Origin of the sequence: Bacillus sp. FSL P2-0099, assembly GCF_038007445.1 — a bacterium.
GTDB classification, from domain to species: domain Bacteria; phylum Bacillota; class Bacilli; order Bacillales; family Bacillaceae_G; genus Bacillus_A; species Bacillus_A mycoides.
In genome coordinates, this window is record NZ_JBBOXE010000001.1 from 3,518,573 (window position 1) to 3,534,811 (window position 16,239).

Below are 16,239 nucleotides of genomic sequence, written 5' to 3' on the forward strand. Positions count from 1 at the left end.
TACTTAATATTTTCGATAGGATGTTAATTCTTCATGCAGACAATTCTTTCTAACAAAACGATGACACTGAAAAAATATAGACTCCATATCCTCTGTATTATGACTAAGTATGCGTATGACAAAGCCTTTACATGGCATAGAAGATATTCCAATCTTCATATTGTTAGTGTTAGAAAGCGAAGTTTTTAATGCTACAATTAAATCATTTGTAATGTTCTCATTAATAACCATGAAAGTACCATAATGGGAATATTGATTTAATATTCCCATTTGATCTAACGACTCTTTGAAAGGGTTTAACAATAGATGATCGTAAACTACAAGTTTGTTTTCCATATATACTTTTGTTAGCGAATCAAAATACTGGTATGTGAACTTCTCCATATTTGGAGACCAACCAGGCGTAACTGAATCGCATAAAATCAATGTAGAATTATTTTGCATATATATATTTGTTTTTTGCTTATATGCTGCATCCTTGTACATAATCAACGGATCTGGTAAATACTCCATAACAGCATTTTCACCAATATAAACATTCAATTCTTGCAAAGCATAACTATTTGGAGTCTTGTAAACTTTCGTTGCTGATTGGCTTGTTATATATGTTTTCGCATCTTCATGAACATTTATATTTATAGAATAAAAGTCTCCTTTTAAATAACCTCCACCAGAATTCATGATATAGTAATATGCTCTACCATAATCGTCCAAATATATTGGCTGCGTTACTTTTAAGGCATCTTTATGATAAACCTTAATAGGTACCGTTTTATGTCTCTTTTCCATCACATCAATGTTTAAGACACCTGTAGGGGCTTTCATTTCTTCAATCCTTCTAACATGATGTTTTGTCGCATCCAATTTATTAATCCCTGTAAGCCTTCCTCATCCTTCAAATTTGTAAAAAAATATGGTTTATTATGTCGGTAATTTTTCGTATCCTGCTCCATAACTCCAAGATCAGCCCCTACATAAGGTGCCAAATCCGTTTTATTAATCACAAATACATCAGATTTGATCATTCCTTGTCCACCTTTACGAGGAATCTTTTCTCCTTGTGCTACATCAATAATATAAATTGAAAAATCCACTAGCTCTGGACTAAATGTGGCAGCTAAATTATCACCCCCACTTTCAATAAAAATAATATCTAAATTACTATGTCTAATCATGAGCTCTTCAATTGCTTCAAAATTCATAGAAGCATCCTCTCGAATTGCTGTATGTGGACACCCTCCTGTCTCTACACCAATAATTCTATCTTCTGGTAAAACACCCGTTTTCAATAAAATCTTTGCATCTTCTTTCGTATAAATATCGTTTGTAATTGCTGCAATTTCATAATCTGTATTTAAATATTTTGTTAACTTTTCAACTAACATTGTTTTCCCAGCACCTACGGGGCCACCAATACCAATTTTAATAGGTTTTATCATTTTATTTTTCCTCCCTATGACATGAAGACTCTTACATTTACATCTTCATGTTGCATTTGATTTATTTCGAATTCAGGATCATTCAATCCAAAATTCTCTAATGAAAGTATTTGAATTCTATCAATAGATTCACAGATCAATTCATGGCATTCTTGTAATAGTTTTTGACCATCTGTTTGTCCAAGAGGAATGGCCCTCACACCATTTTGAATTATGCTTCCAACACTTGAATATAAGAAAACTAAGAGCGTTTCTTCTATTGTCATTTTCAATTCCGCCCCTAATATTCCGTATACGATACTCGGATGACCTTGTAATTTATTACCCATAACATCTTCTTTGTATATATTTAAATTTGCAAATGAGAACAGTTCACACAATAGTTTAGAAGTACTTTTACTAATCATTCTATTTGCTCTTCTACATTCAAAAGGCAATGTTTGTGCTGTTATTAAATCATCTAAAAATGTAATTTGTTTTCCATCATTATTCTTAGTGGCTTCGTAAGTATATTTGCAAATTAAGCCGTCCGTGTGTGTTAATTGCACTTTTACATATCGATTAATCCATTTGAAAAATTCTCCTTTATTTGTAACTTGTCCCTCTTGAATAAATGTTTCTAATCCAAAAGAGTGACTAAAACTTCCTGTTGGGAAGTTCGAATCACTAATTTGGAGTAGGTTAAGTAGGTTAAATATGTTTGTGTGAAGCATGCTTGAACGGTTTGGGTAATACTCTATTTTCTTTTTGATAAGGAACACCTTCCTTTTTGAGTAAATCTTCTACTAAGTAGTCGTTCGCCAAAATCATACACCCTTCATCGAATTGTGCTGGCAAATGTCTATTTCCTAAGTTATGCGCAATAATTCCCATTTCTTTTATTGACGTTGGAGTAATTACAATTACCTCTTCTGGTAACACTTCAATATATACAATACGATGTTCATCTTCATATAAAATATCACCGTTCTTTAATGTTTCTCCATTATCTAAAGACACCCCAATTTCAAAACCAGATTCTGAATATAATTTCTGAACCCTCTTTAGTAAAAGCTCACTAGAAATCAATATTCTATCAAGATGCTTTTTTGTATTTGCAAAATCATTCATATTGCATACGTTGTTATTAATTTTTTCAATAATCATTTTATCTCCTCCGTTATATCAAAATAAAAAATATCTTTGAGCCATAGGTAATACATCTACTGCTTCACACGTAATAACTTGTCCATCAACTTTAACTTCATATGTCTGCGGATCTACTTCAATTTCTGGTGTTGCATTATTCAGCTTCATATCTTGCTTAGAAATCTCTCTCGTATTTCTAACAGGTAATACAACTTTATTTAAACCTAATTTTTCTTTAATATTATTCTCATAAGCTACTTTAGATACAAATGTAATCGAACTTGACTGTACCGCTTTTCCATATGCACCAAACATCTTTTTTTCATAATATGGTTGTGGTGTGGGGATCGAAGCATTCTCGTCTCCCATTAATGCCATCACTACCATCCCGTTTTTCAAAACCATATCTGGCTTAACACCGAAAAATTGAGGATCCCATATTACAAGGTCTGCATATTTCCCAGCTTCAATAGAGCCGACATATTCTGAAATCCCATGTGTAATAGCTGGATTAATTGTATACTTAGCTATATAGCGTTGAATTCTATTATTATCGTTATACTCTTTATCTCCCTCTAAACTACCAATCTGCTTTTTCATTTTATCGGCGGTTTGCCAATTGCGAATAATAACCTCTCCAACCCTTCCCATCGCCTGCGAGTCAGAGCTAATCATGCTGAAAACCCCTAAATCTTGCAAAATATCCTCTGCCGCAATTGTTTCTTTTCGAATCCTTGAATCCGCAAACATTACATCTTCTGGAATATTTGCTTTTAAATGATGACATACCATGAGCATATCTAAATGTTCATCCAACGTATTCACTGTATATGGCAAGGTCGGGTTCGTTGAAGAAGGTAAAATATTATTCAGTGCAGCAATCTTTATAATATCTGGTGCATGCCCACCACCAGCCCCTTCAGTGTGGTACGTATGAATAACACGATTATCAATAGCCTTTATCGTTTCTTCCACAAAACCACATTCATTTAACGTATCAGTATGAATAGCAACTTGAATATCATATTTATCAGCAATCTGTAACGAGTGATTAATTGCTGAAGAAGTCGCTCCCCAATCTTCATGAATTTTTAATCCAATAGCTCCTGCAAATATTTGTTCTTCCAGGGCAGGTAAACTTGAACTATTTCCTTTCCCTAAAAACCCAATATTTATAGGAAAAGCTTCTGCTGCCTCTAGCATTTTTCTTAAATTCCAAGATCCAGGCGTTATTGTAGTTGCCTTAGTACCCTCTGCCGGTCCTGTTCCTCCTCCAATTAAAGTTGTTATACCTGAAGCTAATGCTGTATCAATTTGTTGTGGGGATATGAAATGCACGTGTGTATCAATACCTCCAGCTGTAACGATTTTTCGTTCACCAGAAATTACTTCCGTTGATGTTCCAATGATGATATCAATATTATCCATAACTGAAGGATTACCACTCTTACCAATTGCTGAAATCTTTCCATCTTTTATACCAATATCCGCTTTATATACTCCTGTATAATCAATAATAATTGCATTCGTAATAACAACATCCACAACACCCTGTTCCCTTGTAAGTTGCGAATTTTGTCCCATACCATCCCTAATTGATTTTCCTCCACCAAAGACAGCTTCATCACCATATACCGTGTAATTTCGATCAATATGTGCGAATAATTGTGTATCCGCTAAACGAATAGAATCTCCTGTAGTTGGACCATATAAATCAGCATATTGTTTACGTGACATCTTAAAACTCATGCTATCTCCCTCTTTTTTTGTAAGATTGAATATCGCCATCCACTTTATTTTTAAATCCATATACTTCTTGCTTCCCTGAGTATGGAACTAATTCAATCGTTTTTTCATCCCCAGGCTCGAATCTTACCGCTGTACCCGCTGGAATATTTAAATGTTGTCCAATTGCTACACTACGATTGAACCTTAACGCCTCATTCACTTCATAAAAGTGGTAATGAGATCCAATTTGAATCGGCCTATCTCCCTGATTTAACACCTTAACTTTCGTTGCTTTTTTATTTCCATTACATACTATGTCTTCTTTCGCAAGGATATATTGCCCTGGAATCATAACATTCACTTCCTTTAATGAATTGGTTGATGAATAGTTACTAATTTTGTTCCATCAGGAAAAGTTGCCTCAACTTGAATATCTGATATCATGTCTGCAATACCATCCATAACATCTTCAGCACTTAAAATATTTTTTCCAAGCTCCATTAATTCCGCTACATTTTTACCATCTCTTGCTCCTTCCAAAATTTCATACGTAATAATAGCGATACTTTCTGGATAGTTTAACTTAAGCCCTCTCTCCTTTCGTCGATACGCTAAATCAGCCGCAACAACTACCAGCAGTTTATCAATTTCTCTTGGAGTTAATCTCATTACAATCTTCCTTTCTAAAGTATTTTAAAACTAAGAATATTCTAAAAATAAAAGATGTACTTCCAATGTCCTTTCCGTGTTTTCTCCATGTTTTTTTCTGCTAATCAAATAAAAAAAGACTAGAATTTCTAGTCTTTTTTTATTTCCCTTCATTCTTCTCTAACACATACAAATCTTCTTCAATATTTGTTAATTTCTCACTTACAAGTTTTCTTGCATCTCCAATTGCTTGATTGTATGCAAATGGTCCTACTAACTTTATCATTTCCTCTATTAAACGTTCTGCTTGGAAACGTCCAATTTCATCTAAATCTTCTTCAACGAAAAATTGCTGAATTTGTGCTACAAGCTCTTCTTTTTTATCAGTCGGTATTTTTATGTTCATCATCATTCGTTACTCCTCTATATTTAAGATAATACTTTTCTTAACTCTACCATAGAAAAGCGATTTCCTGGACAAGTTTTTGTAACCCCTTCTAACTCCCTATGGCCGAGTATATTTCCTTTCTCTATGGCAAACTGCTTCATAAACATTTTACATAAAGAATATAATGAATTCATTTGTGCAGTATTTGGATCATATTTATCAAAATTTCCCGTCATACATATTCCAATTGTGTCACTATTATTATCTTTCGCATGTGCTCCAATATGTAAACCTCGCCCTTCGACTACAGTTCCATCTTCTTCAATAAAATAATTGTAACCAATCCCGCTCCATCCTCTTACCTTTTGATGAAATTCGTGAGTTTTATACACATCCCAGCCATCTTCTGACGTATGGTGGATGATCAGTTTATTTACTTTTTCTAAAGGAACTAACTCATTTTGAAATGTTAAATTTGCACATTTAATTTCCATATGAACATCCTCCTCTTACAAATCGATCATAATAACTGTTTTATCATCTGGCCTTATTCTATTTTCTCCTTCTAACCTTTCAATGATTGCTACATATTCTTTTATACTATTCTTTCTTATATATGCTACAGTTTGTTCTAACGACCACTCTGGGTGAAACAATCCGTCTGAACAAATAAAAATCCCACTTACTTCAGCTACCTGTAATTCACCATATTGTAAATAATCCATAGCTTCTTTCATCCCATTTGCAACTGAGTAGCCGTTTGGCATATTTGCAAGATAGCGATTGTATTTTAACTGCTCCCGAACATCTTGAAAAACGTGTTCCTCAGGTACAGGTAATCCCTTTTCTCTATCTTCCTCTCTCTTCTTTTTTGCACGTTTACTAATTCCTTGAACCGTATCTTTCGTTAATACTCTCATCGCCCCATTTTGAAGTATTGCAACGATCATACAATCACCTAACTGTGCATATTCAAGTTTTTCGCCTTCTATTTGAACTGCTGCAATACATGTACACCACAGATGGTCTTTTTTTCTCGTATCAACCTTGTACTCTAGCATCTTGTTTTGCAATAATTCATTCGCCTTTGCAACTTCACCTTGTAAACTATTAATCTCCCGTAACGAAGTAAAATGACTTGCAAATAAATGCGAAGCGATGTATGCTCCATTATGTCCTTCTTCATCACAAAACGGGACGAGCGGAGTTGCTCCATCGCATACACCGTAAATCATTTTATCTTCATTACAAAAAAATGAATCCTCACACTCTTGTTTTAAAGGACTTTTCTGTTGATATGTTGTTATCTTCATATCTGTATCCCCTTTCAAATTACCAAATCATCAAATACTCAAATTGTTTAGATTAATCTAATTTTCCGAAATAAACTGTTTTTACCTAAAACTTTCAATTTCATATATAATCTTGAAATAATATGATTTTTTAGTGAAGGACGGGAAAGAGATGGTCAGATTTCTTGGTGTTATTTTTGGTTCTATTATTATCGCAATTGCCTTTAATCTTTTCCTTATCCCCCATAAAATTTTAAGTAGTGGAATTGGCGGAATTGCTATTATTTTAGGGATTGTAACCCCTGTAAACACAGGTATTATTAACTTTGTATTGAACTTACCTATCCTTATTTTAGGATACATAGGTCTTGGAAAAAAAGTAATTTTTAACACGGTTGTTTCTGTAATTGTATTATCTGTTGCATTATACTATGTTCCAGTAAAAGTCGTAGCAACAGATCCACTTTTATCATCTGTATTTGGCGGTGTCATCGCCGGAGCTGGTATCGGTCTTGTCTTTAACTGCCATGGTTCGACTGGTGGATTTGATATTATCGGTATGTTGTTATCTCGTAAGCGAGATATTAAACTTGGTGGATTCCTTATTGCATTAAATACTGTTGTTGTTGTCATTGCAGGATTTTTCTTCACTTGGGATGTTGCCCTTACAAGCTTACTTTCAATTTATGTAACTGGTAAAGTAATTGATGCCGTTCATACGAAACATCGTAAAGTTACACTTATGATTGTAACAAATCAAGCGGAAGAAATGAAAAAAAAGCTTCTTTCAACTGTAGTACGCGGAATTACGTTACTTGATGGTGAAGGTGCTTATTCAAACGAGAAAAAACGTGTACTTATGACAGTCGTTTCACGTGAAGAATTAGCAAGTATGAAACTAACGATTTCGGAAATTGATCCTCATGCATTCGTTAATATTACGGAGACTGTTGAAGTATTAGGATTGTTTAGAAAAGTGTAAAAAACTAGATGGATCTCCACCTAGTTTTTATTTTCCATAAATTCAATTCGATTTCCAAACGGATCTGACACGTAAAATCTGATTACATCTGGTCGCGCATGATCATCTATTACTTCAATACCTTGCTTTATTAACCCTTGTTTAAATTCATTAATTTTCAAAACATAAAAAGCTGGATGCGCTTTTTTAGCTGGATTAAAGTTTTGCTCAACTCCGATATGAATCTCTTGATTTCCACACTTAAACCAACACCCACCACGCTTCTTTAATTCCTCCGGCTTTGGAATTTCCTCCATACCAATTTTATTACCATAAAATTCTCGTGCTTCTTCTTCACATCCTACTGGCGCCGCTACTTGTACATGATCAATTCCTTGAATATAATTTTTCATATTCCTTCCCCCTCTTCTATTCTAATGTTATAACGAAAATACATTCATGTAACTTAGAAAATATTAATAAAGCAATATAAGATTCTCTTATTACTACCTTTTTTTACCTTCCACTAAAAATAAAAAAGAAAATTTATTATATAATTTCCATTTTTTATAGAAATACACATTGCACCTATATTATAGTTAGTACTAGATTCATCTTTTTTAGATGCTAGTTGTACGGAGGAAATATTATGAGTCGTAAAAAACATTCATCTACTCAAAAAAAGCGTCACCCAAACGTATCGGAGCGCTTGCGAAACCATATACAAAATCGTTCTTTAGCAGAAATGTATGCATCTCTTTTTGAACATAACCCTGATAGTATTATTTCATTGAATTTAGAAGGAGTTATTTTACATATTAACCCCTCTGCGGAAAGAATATTAGGTTATACTTCTAACGAATTAGAGCGGAAAACAATCACTTCTATTTTAGAAGCACATATTTCTGATCAAGTGCTACAATACATAAAAAATGCTGCAGCTGACAATCAAAAAGAGTATATTGTCTCTATTTATCATAAAGACGGATATTTACTAGATGTCGTAACAAAATTAGTTCCTATTTTTGTTAAAAACCGTTTAACAGGTGTATACGCCATTATGAAACCCCTTGAAAAATCAGAAAGAATTGAGAAAGCATTACAAGAGAGTGAGAAACGATTACGCACATTAATGAATTCAATGCCTGCATTTGTTATTTTTAAGGATCATGAAGGACGCTGGCTTGAAGCGAATGACTATGCGCTTTCTTGTTTCAATTTCCATAACGTTCCTTATCATGGAAAAAGAGATAATGAACTCATTCAATATAACGAAGCATACCGCGAATCTTTTTTGCATTGTGAAGAAGTCGATGAACTAACATGGCAAAAAGGACAAATTCTTCACGGAGAGGAATTTATTATACATAGAAATGATTTCGACCTAGTTTTAAGCATTTCAAAAGTCCCACTCTTCCATCCTGATGGCTCACGCAAAGGTCTTATAGTGATGGGAAGAGACGTTACCGAACTAAAAGAAACTGAAAAGTTATTACGGAAATCCGAAAAACTTGCAGTAGTAGGACAACTGACAGCTGGAATTGCCCATGAAATTAGAAACCCGCTCACTTCATTAAAAGGATTTTTAACGTTATTACATCCAGAAATAAATGAGGAAAATAAATGGTATGTGGACGTTATGTTGAGTGAAATTTCACAAATGGAATCTATAACAAGCCAATTTATGGCGATGTCTAAACCACAAGTGTTATCTATTCATACATGCAACGTACAAACATTAATTGAAGAAGTTGTAACTTTTATTTTACCAACAGCAATTATGCATAGCGTTCATATCATCATGGATCATTTCGATTATATTTCTGACATTCAATGTGACAGTAATCAATTAAAACAAGTTTTGATTAACATATTAAAAAATGCAATCGAGGCGATGCCTGATGGTGGTAACATTTTCATTCAAACAACTTCGTTAGAAAATGATTTTGTTTCAATACGCATTATGGATGAAGGTTGTGGGATTCCTGAAGAGCGCATGGCTCGTCTTGGCGAACCTTTTTATAGCTTGAAAGAAAAAGGAACTGGCCTTGGCTTAATGATGTGCTATAAAATCATTCAAGAGCATCACGGGAAATTATTCATTTCCAGTGAATTAAACATAGGAACAACTGTCGATATCCAATTACCGATTGCTACAGCTCATCCTGTAACAAACTCTTAACTATACATCTACAAGATATTATAAGTAGTTCAGTTATTGTGGAAAACATCTACACTAAAAAGCTCAAAGTCCCTATATGACTCTGAGCTTTATTTTTGTATACGATTTATTTTATTAAATCCACTCTTTTCCATGTTTACGAATAAACTGAATATCATTTTCATAATGTTCAAGATGCCCTTCATCTATCATCTTTTGGAAGTTCATATCGCCTTCTAGTGCTTTTCTTTTCATGTATTTACATAATCCTTCTAATCGTAGAAGTACCATCTCCAAATAATCCTCGGCGATGCCATCACTTTTATAGGACTCAAAAAACAATTTAACTCTTTGCTTTATGCGGTCTGCATGCTGTAATGAATTATAATAAACCGCCGCACCTGTTTCCTTATAATACACTCTACTTAATGGGACACAAGTGTAAAGAGTATAGGCTATGTCCCAAAGTCTGGGTCCAGGACCAGCAACATCAAAATCAATAATACCTACTGGTTTTTCGTTATTAAAAATAATGTTGTATATTGCAAAATCATTGTGGCATACAACCTCTATTGTATTTGGAGTATTATCCATCGGTTTCCAATCATCTGATAACGGGAAATCACTCACAGCATCATGATAAAGACGGAGCATCTTCGCTATTTCTTTTAAAACATCATTAGACCACATGTACTCTTTTAAAGGGTAATTACCAGCTTCTCCTTCAATAAATGATAATATCTCTCTATCTTTATCATCAATACCTAAAAACTTTGGTGCATAACTAAAACCTTTGTTTTCCAAATGATTTAATAGCTTATGAATTTTGGTACTGCCTTGCTTTAATTCTCGTCGAACAGTATCTTCCGAACGATATACGTTTGAGACATTCCCTCCCGTTAGCATTTCTTCATTTTCGTAGTTTGACATCTAATAGTCCCCCTCCATTATTCTACATTTTCTTTATATTTTAACATAACTTTCCTATTCTCTTTTAACCCCTTAAATTGCAACAAAAAAATCGAGTATAAAATCTTTATGATTTTACACTCGATTTAGTCTAATATTTATGCCTGTGAAACCATTTTTTCATACCATTCCGTTGCCTTCTCTACTTCACCAATCGTTAATTGGTGCCCTCTATTTTCCCAATGTATTGTTACATTAGCATTTGCATTTTCTAATAGCACCTTCAATTCCTCTGACTCAGAAGGTGAACAAATTGGATCATTTGTTCCAGCAGCAATAAACACTGCTTTCTCTACTAAATTAGGAAGTTCTATCCCTCTTCTTGGGACCATTGGATGATGAAGAATGGCACCTTTTAATGCATTTTCATAATGGAATAATAAACTCGCTGCAATATTTGCTCCATTTGAATACCCAACAGCTACGATATTATCTCTATCAAATTCATATGTTTTTGCTGCTTCATTTAAAAATTCATTTAATTCCTTCGTACGGAAAACAAGATCCTCTTCATCAAAAATACCTTCTGCTAATCGGCGGAAGAAACGAGGCATCCCATTTTCTAATACATTTCCACGAACACTTAATACAGAAGCTTCCCGATCAATTCTTTCTGCAAGCGGTAATAAATCTAATTCATTTCCTCCTGTACCATGAAGCAATAACAATACTGGTTTTGATGTATCTTTTCCTTTTTGAAAAACATGTTTCATCATATTCCTTTTCCCCTTTCAATCACTTTAATCTAGATTTCTCACTTCAAATGGTAAGAGTGTCTGTTCAATTTGTTTTCTATGTTGTTCGTATCGGTCCGGTAATTTTAACTCCTCACCCATCGTCTCTAAAGATTCGTCATGGGCAAAACCAGGAGGGTCTGTTGCAATTTCAAATAAGATTTCGCCGTGTTCTCTAAAATAAATTGCGTTAAAATAGTTTCGGTCTTGTACAGGGGTTACACCATATCCAAAGCGAGACACATGCTCTTTCCAGTCTAATTGATCAGCATCATCACTCGCTCTCCAAGCAATATGATGAACTGTACCAACACCCATTTGCCCACGTCCAATTGTTGATAATCTCAAATCGATAATATTTCCAATATCAGCAGAAGAACGGAACCGCATAAACTCTCCCTCTTCTCCTACTTTCTCAAGACCCATAACATGCTCTAACAATTCAGCAGTTTTTTGAGGTTGTGCAGATAAAAGAACAGCACCGCCAAATCCTTTAATTGCTACTTCTGGCGTAACTTCCCCAAAAGTCCAATTATTTAATTCGCCCTCTTCTCTTTCAACTAATTCTATATGCAAACCATGTGGATCATCAAATTCTATATACTGTTCTCCAAACCGAGTCATTTTTGTATACGGTACGTCGAATTTTTCTAATCTATTTTCCCAAAACTCCATTGTACCTTTTGGTACGACATAAGACGTAATGCCTACTTGACCGTCCCCAATAATACCTTGACGAGCACCTGCCCATGGAAAAAACGTAATAATTGTTCCAGGCTTTCCTCCTGTATTACCAAAATAAAGATGATACGTACCTGGATCATCAAAATTCACTGTTTGTTTTACTAAACGCAATCCTAATACACCTGCATAAAAATCTACATTTTCTTGTGGGTGACCTACGATTGCTGTAATGTGATGAATTCCCATCGTTTTCTTTTCCACTTTCTCCACCCCTTTTTTTATTTCATTACAAAAAACGTTTATTCGCTAAAATTCATTATTCATTTTGTCCATATGATAAAGTTCAATCCGCAATACTATCTTTTACAAAATTGAGGTATCTCTCTAAAAAACTAACACATTTCATTTAGTTCAAAAATTATCTCGAATTCGAGATAATCGACAAAAAAACTACAGTTCTTATGATTATATTTTAAATATTGATTTTATGATTTTGACTATCCTTCAAAAAATATCTTGAATTCGAGATTTATTATAGTCTAATTAGTTTTTATTGTCAATGCAGATATCGTTTCATTTTTTCATCAAAAACAATATTCTGATAACTCATCTCCATCAAATAATTTGTTTGAAAAAGAGCAACCAAAAAGCGGGAACATTCATGTAATAAATTTCTACTTTTCCCATAACCAAAAAAGCCATACAAATGTATGACTTTTTTGATTATTTTTTGTTCAGCTACATATTTACTTCCCAATTACGGAAGGAAACAATTCCGAAAGTGGAACTACTTTCCCCATCTCATCTTTAAACACAATATGCTCTCTCGTTAAATGGCGCGGGCTCTTTACCCCTGCTGCTGCCGCTAATGAAAACAAACTATATCTCATACTAATAACATAGTTCATTACTCGCCATTTTTTCTCATACGGATCTAATGCTTTTTGGTAGTGTGGATTCGTAGTTGCAACCCCAGATGGGCATTGCCCTGAATTACATTGAAGTGCCATAATACAACCACTTGCCATCATGAATCCACGTGCTGAATTTACGGCATCTGCACCGATAGCTAAAGCAATCGCTACTTTATCTGGCGTGATTAATTTCCCGGAGGCAAACACCTTTAATTTATCCCTGACACCGTAATGATTTGCTGTATCAATAAATGTAAGTAATGCCGGTATAAGCGGAAGCCCCATACTATCTGCCATCGATTTATATGTTGCCCCTGATCCACCTTCTGAACCGTCGATTGTAATAAAATCTGGATAGATGTTTAATTCTTTCATTGCTTTTAATAAATCTTCCAAAGGCTTCTGTTGACCAATTACAATTTTCATGCCCACTGGTTTACCACCGTTTTCTTGTAAATCTTGAATAAAATATAAAGCCTCTGTGGCACTACTAATAAATGAAAAACGATTTGGCGAATTAATCGTTTCTCCTTCTCGTACTTTCCGAACGGAAGCGATTTTCTCATTTACCTTCTGTCCTTCTAAATGACCACCACGTATTTTTGCTCCTTGCCCAAATTTCAATTCAAACGCTTTAATATTACTTTCTTTCGCCTTCTCCATAAATTCCTTCATCGAAAAATTCCCGTCCTCGTCACGGTATCCAAATAATCCCGGACCAATTTGGGCAACGATATTTGCACCCGTATGTAAATGTTCTGGAATGACGCCCCCTTCCCCAGTATTAATCCACGAACCACCTGCCATTTTTGCACCAAACCCAGCTGATAAAATATAATTTTCTCCAATCGCACCGTAAGATGTCGCTGACGCTCCAAACATCCCATACAGTTTCCATGGATATTTACGATTTTCGCCCACTATAATTGCATCTTCTTCTTCATACAACCAAAGGTTTGTTGTATCCGCTGTCAATTTTTCTCTTCTTGAAAATAACCCTTCTTTATGAATCATATATTTTTTCCCCTCACGTTCTTGCGTGAGATTCACACTTAATTCATCTGTTAATGTGGGGAATAATGTATTAGCAATATAATAGCCAGATTCCTCAAAATCTCGTTTTGATCCAAAACCAAGTATTTCAGAACGGTATTTTGCTAGAAACATAACACTTTGAAAATCGTAGCGCGAAAAGGGCTTTCCGTCAGTATCATGATCAAACCAATATTGCCGAAATTCCGGACCTATTTTTTCGAGTAAATAGCGCATTCTACCTAAGTATGGATGCAGTTTTAATATAGAATGATGCGTCCGTTTTTTAATAAAAAATGTAATGATAAAAAAGACAATTAAAAGTAGCATCAAAAAGAGCAATATACTAATAATAATGAGTAGCGCTTCACTCATTCCGCTTCCCCCTATATATGAAATTCCATAATAAAAAGAGAACACTCCATGTGTTCTCTTTTTATCCTTATTCACACTAACGTAGCAAGATGCTCTTTCGCGTCATATTCAACCAAACTTTCAGCATTTTTAATTCGCTGCACAAAATCTGGATTAGCGATTAATGGTCTTCCGAACGCCGCTACATCAATTGTTCCTTCTTGCAGTGCTTCTTCTGCCTCTTTCGGATTCAAATTACCTACTCCTACGATAGTACTATCCCAATACTTTCTTACTAATTGATGAAAATTCTTACCGTCAGCAATAACTTGCGTATAATTCATCGTTGAAGGGTGAATCATCGTTAATCCAACTTCTTTAAACATATTTACAAACGTTTCAATTGCAAGTTCAGGATGTTCCCACATATAAGTAGGATTATCACCTTTAAAGGCAGAGAAGCGAAGAAGCGTTTTATCAGCTCCAACTGCTTCAATTACAGCCTGAACAACTTCTTTCATAAACGTTAACCTTTGTTTTAAGTCCCCGCCGTATTTATCAGTACGCTTATTCGCAAATTCATAAGTAAATTGGTCAATTAAATATCCGTGTGCACCGTGAATTTCTACACCATCAAATCCAGCTTCTATCGCATTCTTTGCGGCTTGTGCATATTGACCGATAACTTCTTTTATTTCTTCTATTGTCATTGCTTCTGGTGTATCAAACGGTTTACGAAAACGCGGAACATTACCCTCCGCAGCAATAGCAGACGGTGCTTGCGGCATTTGACCACCAATTATTTCGTGATGACTCATACGTCCAACATGCCATATTTGAGCAATAATCGTTCCGCCTTCTTTATGTACTGCCTCTGTAACAGGTTTCCAAGAATCAATTTGCGCTTGTGTATAAATACCTGGTACTCCCGGATTCCCTTTTGCTCTCGGGCTAATGACAATTCCTTCTGTAATAATTAATCCAATCCCATCAGCAGCACGTTTTTGATAATACTCTACTACATCAGTACCAACTACCCCAGTCTCATTATTTGCAAAACATCTCGTCATCGGTGCCATCGCTATGCGATTACGAAGAGACCAAGATCCAATTTGAATCGGATGAAATAACTTCGTTTCTTCAATATTTTCAAAAGACCCCCAAGCGTTTATATTTGTTCCTTCATAAATACTTGCCGCTTTATTATTTGAACTTGTCATTTTTCTTCCCCCTAAAAAAATCTAACTATAATCGCATCATACTTACTTTTAGATAGTAACGTCAATTTATACGTCTTTACCATTAAAGATTCGAATATTAAACAAATAGAATGATAAAAACAAAAATTAAAAAGGTTTCCTAATTAGGAAACCTTTTTTAGTTGACCATATAAGGCTAACAATTCGTTTATCTCTTTTAAATAAAGAAAATAAACAATTATTATCTCCTCACATATGGAAAATCTCTTAACAATAGAAGTGGGAGTGGTTCAGTATTCTTCTAAAAATAATAACTTATATACCTAAAACAATGAAAGCCCTACCTCTCTTTCATCCTTACGGCTCCTCGTCCGTGCCAGTGTGAATCAGGATTGCAAAAATCAAGTAACTATTTTATCGAGTTATTTAATTAAACTTCGAACATTCGTAAAAGAAATTAAAAAATAAAAATGGATTAAATTGTAGTAATAACAAAAGAGGTTAATGCTCTAAAAGTGGTTTGAAAGAGTTGAATGTCTTTGAAATGATTGATTTTCTATAATTATATTCCCAAAAAATTCAAGATCTTTTTTGGGATGTAATACATT

At 34.4% G+C, this 16,239-nt stretch carries 18 protein-coding genes; 2 read left to right on the top strand and 16 right to left on the bottom strand.

Annotated features, from left to right (window positions below; all coding sequences use genetic code 11):
• Positions 1 to 3 precede the first annotated feature (3 nt).
• The 10 genes from MKY90_RS18105 to MKY90_RS18150 all read right to left on the bottom strand — a co-directional run bounded on the left by MKY90_RS18105 (position 4) and on the right by MKY90_RS18150 (position 6,644).
• Entirely contained in the window at positions 4 to 825 is an 822-nt protein-coding gene (locus tag MKY90_RS18105) for an urease accessory protein UreD (protein WP_098068994.1), read from the bottom strand.
• Positions 822 to 1,439 carry an urease accessory protein UreG gene (gene ureG / locus MKY90_RS18110; RefSeq protein ID WP_000594929.1) on the bottom strand — a complete coding sequence of 206 codons (618 nt, stop codon included), beginning with the start codon at positions 1,437 to 1,439 and terminating at the stop codon, positions 822 to 824. Before ureG ends, MKY90_RS18105 begins: the two co-directional genes overlap by 4 nt.
• 14 nt (positions 1,440 to 1,453) lie before the next feature.
• Positions 1,454 to 2,152: an urease accessory protein UreF gene (locus tag MKY90_RS18115; RefSeq protein ID WP_002128524.1), complete on the bottom strand. Its 699-nt coding sequence runs from the start codon at positions 2,150 to 2,152 to the stop codon at positions 1,454 to 1,456.
• Positions 2,130 to 2,585 (bottom strand): urease accessory protein UreE, encoded by a 456-nt coding sequence (locus MKY90_RS18120; RefSeq protein WP_000582803.1) that lies wholly within the window; start codon positions 2,583 to 2,585, stop codon positions 2,130 to 2,132. The genes MKY90_RS18115 and MKY90_RS18120 overlap by 23 nt, the downstream gene beginning before the upstream one ends.
• Positions 2,586 to 2,603: 18 nt before the next feature.
• The gene (ureC, locus tag MKY90_RS18125; protein ID WP_002128526.1) at positions 2,604 to 4,316 is read right to left on the bottom strand and encodes an urease subunit alpha; all 1,713 of its coding nucleotides are present in this window, start codon (positions 4,314 to 4,316) and stop codon (positions 2,604 to 2,606) included.
• A 1-nt stretch (position 4,317) separates the two neighbouring features.
• Complete coding sequence (locus MKY90_RS18130; RefSeq protein ID WP_098167684.1) at positions 4,318 to 4,647, bottom strand: urease subunit beta; 330 nt, start codon at positions 4,645 to 4,647, stop codon at positions 4,318 to 4,320.
• A gap of 14 nt (positions 4,648 to 4,661) precedes the next feature.
• Positions 4,662 to 4,964 carry an urease subunit gamma gene (locus MKY90_RS18135; RefSeq protein WP_001241327.1) on the bottom strand — a complete coding sequence of 101 codons (303 nt, stop codon included), beginning with the start codon at positions 4,962 to 4,964 and terminating at the stop codon, positions 4,662 to 4,664.
• 139 nt (positions 4,965 to 5,103) lie between these two features.
• Complete coding sequence (locus MKY90_RS18140; RefSeq protein ID WP_002087817.1) at positions 5,104 to 5,355, bottom strand: DUF2164 domain-containing protein; 252 nt, start codon at positions 5,353 to 5,355, stop codon at positions 5,104 to 5,106.
• A gap of 17 nt (positions 5,356 to 5,372) precedes the next feature.
• The gene (locus MKY90_RS18145) at positions 5,373 to 5,825 is read right to left on the bottom strand and encodes a peptidoglycan recognition protein family protein (protein WP_002033528.1); all 453 of its coding nucleotides are present in this window, start codon (positions 5,823 to 5,825) and stop codon (positions 5,373 to 5,375) included.
• A gap of 15 nt (positions 5,826 to 5,840) precedes the next feature.
• Entirely contained in the window at positions 5,841 to 6,644 is an 804-nt protein-coding gene (locus MKY90_RS18150; protein WP_044443636.1) for a protein phosphatase 2C domain-containing protein, read from the bottom strand.
• Positions 6,645 to 6,795: 151 nt separating this feature from the next.
• Between MKY90_RS18150 and MKY90_RS18155 the strand changes: the two genes are divergently transcribed.
• Positions 6,796 to 7,605, top strand: a complete 810-nt coding sequence (locus tag MKY90_RS18155) for a YitT family protein (RefSeq protein WP_000251329.1) — start codon at positions 6,796 to 6,798, stop codon at positions 7,603 to 7,605.
• A gap of 20 nt (positions 7,606 to 7,625) precedes the next feature.
• Here the strand turns inward: MKY90_RS18155 and MKY90_RS18160 are convergent, their stop codons facing one another.
• Entirely contained in the window at positions 7,626 to 7,997 is a 372-nt protein-coding gene (locus MKY90_RS18160) for a VOC family protein (RefSeq protein ID WP_002087825.1), read from the bottom strand.
• Positions 7,998 to 8,233: 236 nt separating this feature from the next.
• On the opposite strand from MKY90_RS18160, the gene MKY90_RS18165 reads away from it, so the two are divergent.
• Positions 8,234 to 9,766 carry a BA3702 family sensor histidine kinase gene (locus MKY90_RS18165; protein WP_098167683.1) on the top strand — a complete coding sequence of 511 codons (1,533 nt, stop codon included), beginning with the start codon at positions 8,234 to 8,236 and terminating at the stop codon, positions 9,764 to 9,766.
• Positions 9,767 to 9,880: 114 nt separating this feature from the next.
• On the opposite strand, the gene MKY90_RS18170 is transcribed toward MKY90_RS18165, so the two are convergent.
• From MKY90_RS18170 to MKY90_RS18190, 5 genes are all read right to left on the bottom strand, one after another.
• Positions 9,881 to 10,675 (bottom strand): phosphotransferase, encoded by a 795-nt coding sequence (locus MKY90_RS18170; protein WP_063219749.1) that lies wholly within the window; start codon positions 10,673 to 10,675, stop codon positions 9,881 to 9,883.
• 137 nt (positions 10,676 to 10,812) lie between these two features.
• Positions 10,813 to 11,427, bottom strand: a complete 615-nt coding sequence (locus tag MKY90_RS18175; protein WP_063219777.1) for an alpha/beta hydrolase — start codon at positions 11,425 to 11,427, stop codon at positions 10,813 to 10,815.
• A 27-nt stretch (positions 11,428 to 11,454) separates the two neighbouring features.
• Positions 11,455 to 12,393, bottom strand: coding sequence for a ring-cleaving dioxygenase (locus tag MKY90_RS18180; protein ID WP_002167825.1), 939 nt, complete (start codon positions 12,391 to 12,393; stop codon positions 11,455 to 11,457).
• Positions 12,394 to 12,878: 485 nt separating this feature from the next.
• Complete coding sequence (locus MKY90_RS18185; RefSeq protein ID WP_098167682.1) at positions 12,879 to 14,453, bottom strand: FMN-binding glutamate synthase family protein; 1,575 nt, start codon at positions 14,451 to 14,453, stop codon at positions 12,879 to 12,881.
• Positions 14,454 to 14,524: 71 nt separating this feature from the next.
• The gene (locus MKY90_RS18190; protein WP_002066589.1) at positions 14,525 to 15,652 is read right to left on the bottom strand and encodes an alkene reductase; all 1,128 of its coding nucleotides are present in this window, start codon (positions 15,650 to 15,652) and stop codon (positions 14,525 to 14,527) included.
• Positions 15,653 to 16,239 lie beyond the last annotated feature (587 nt).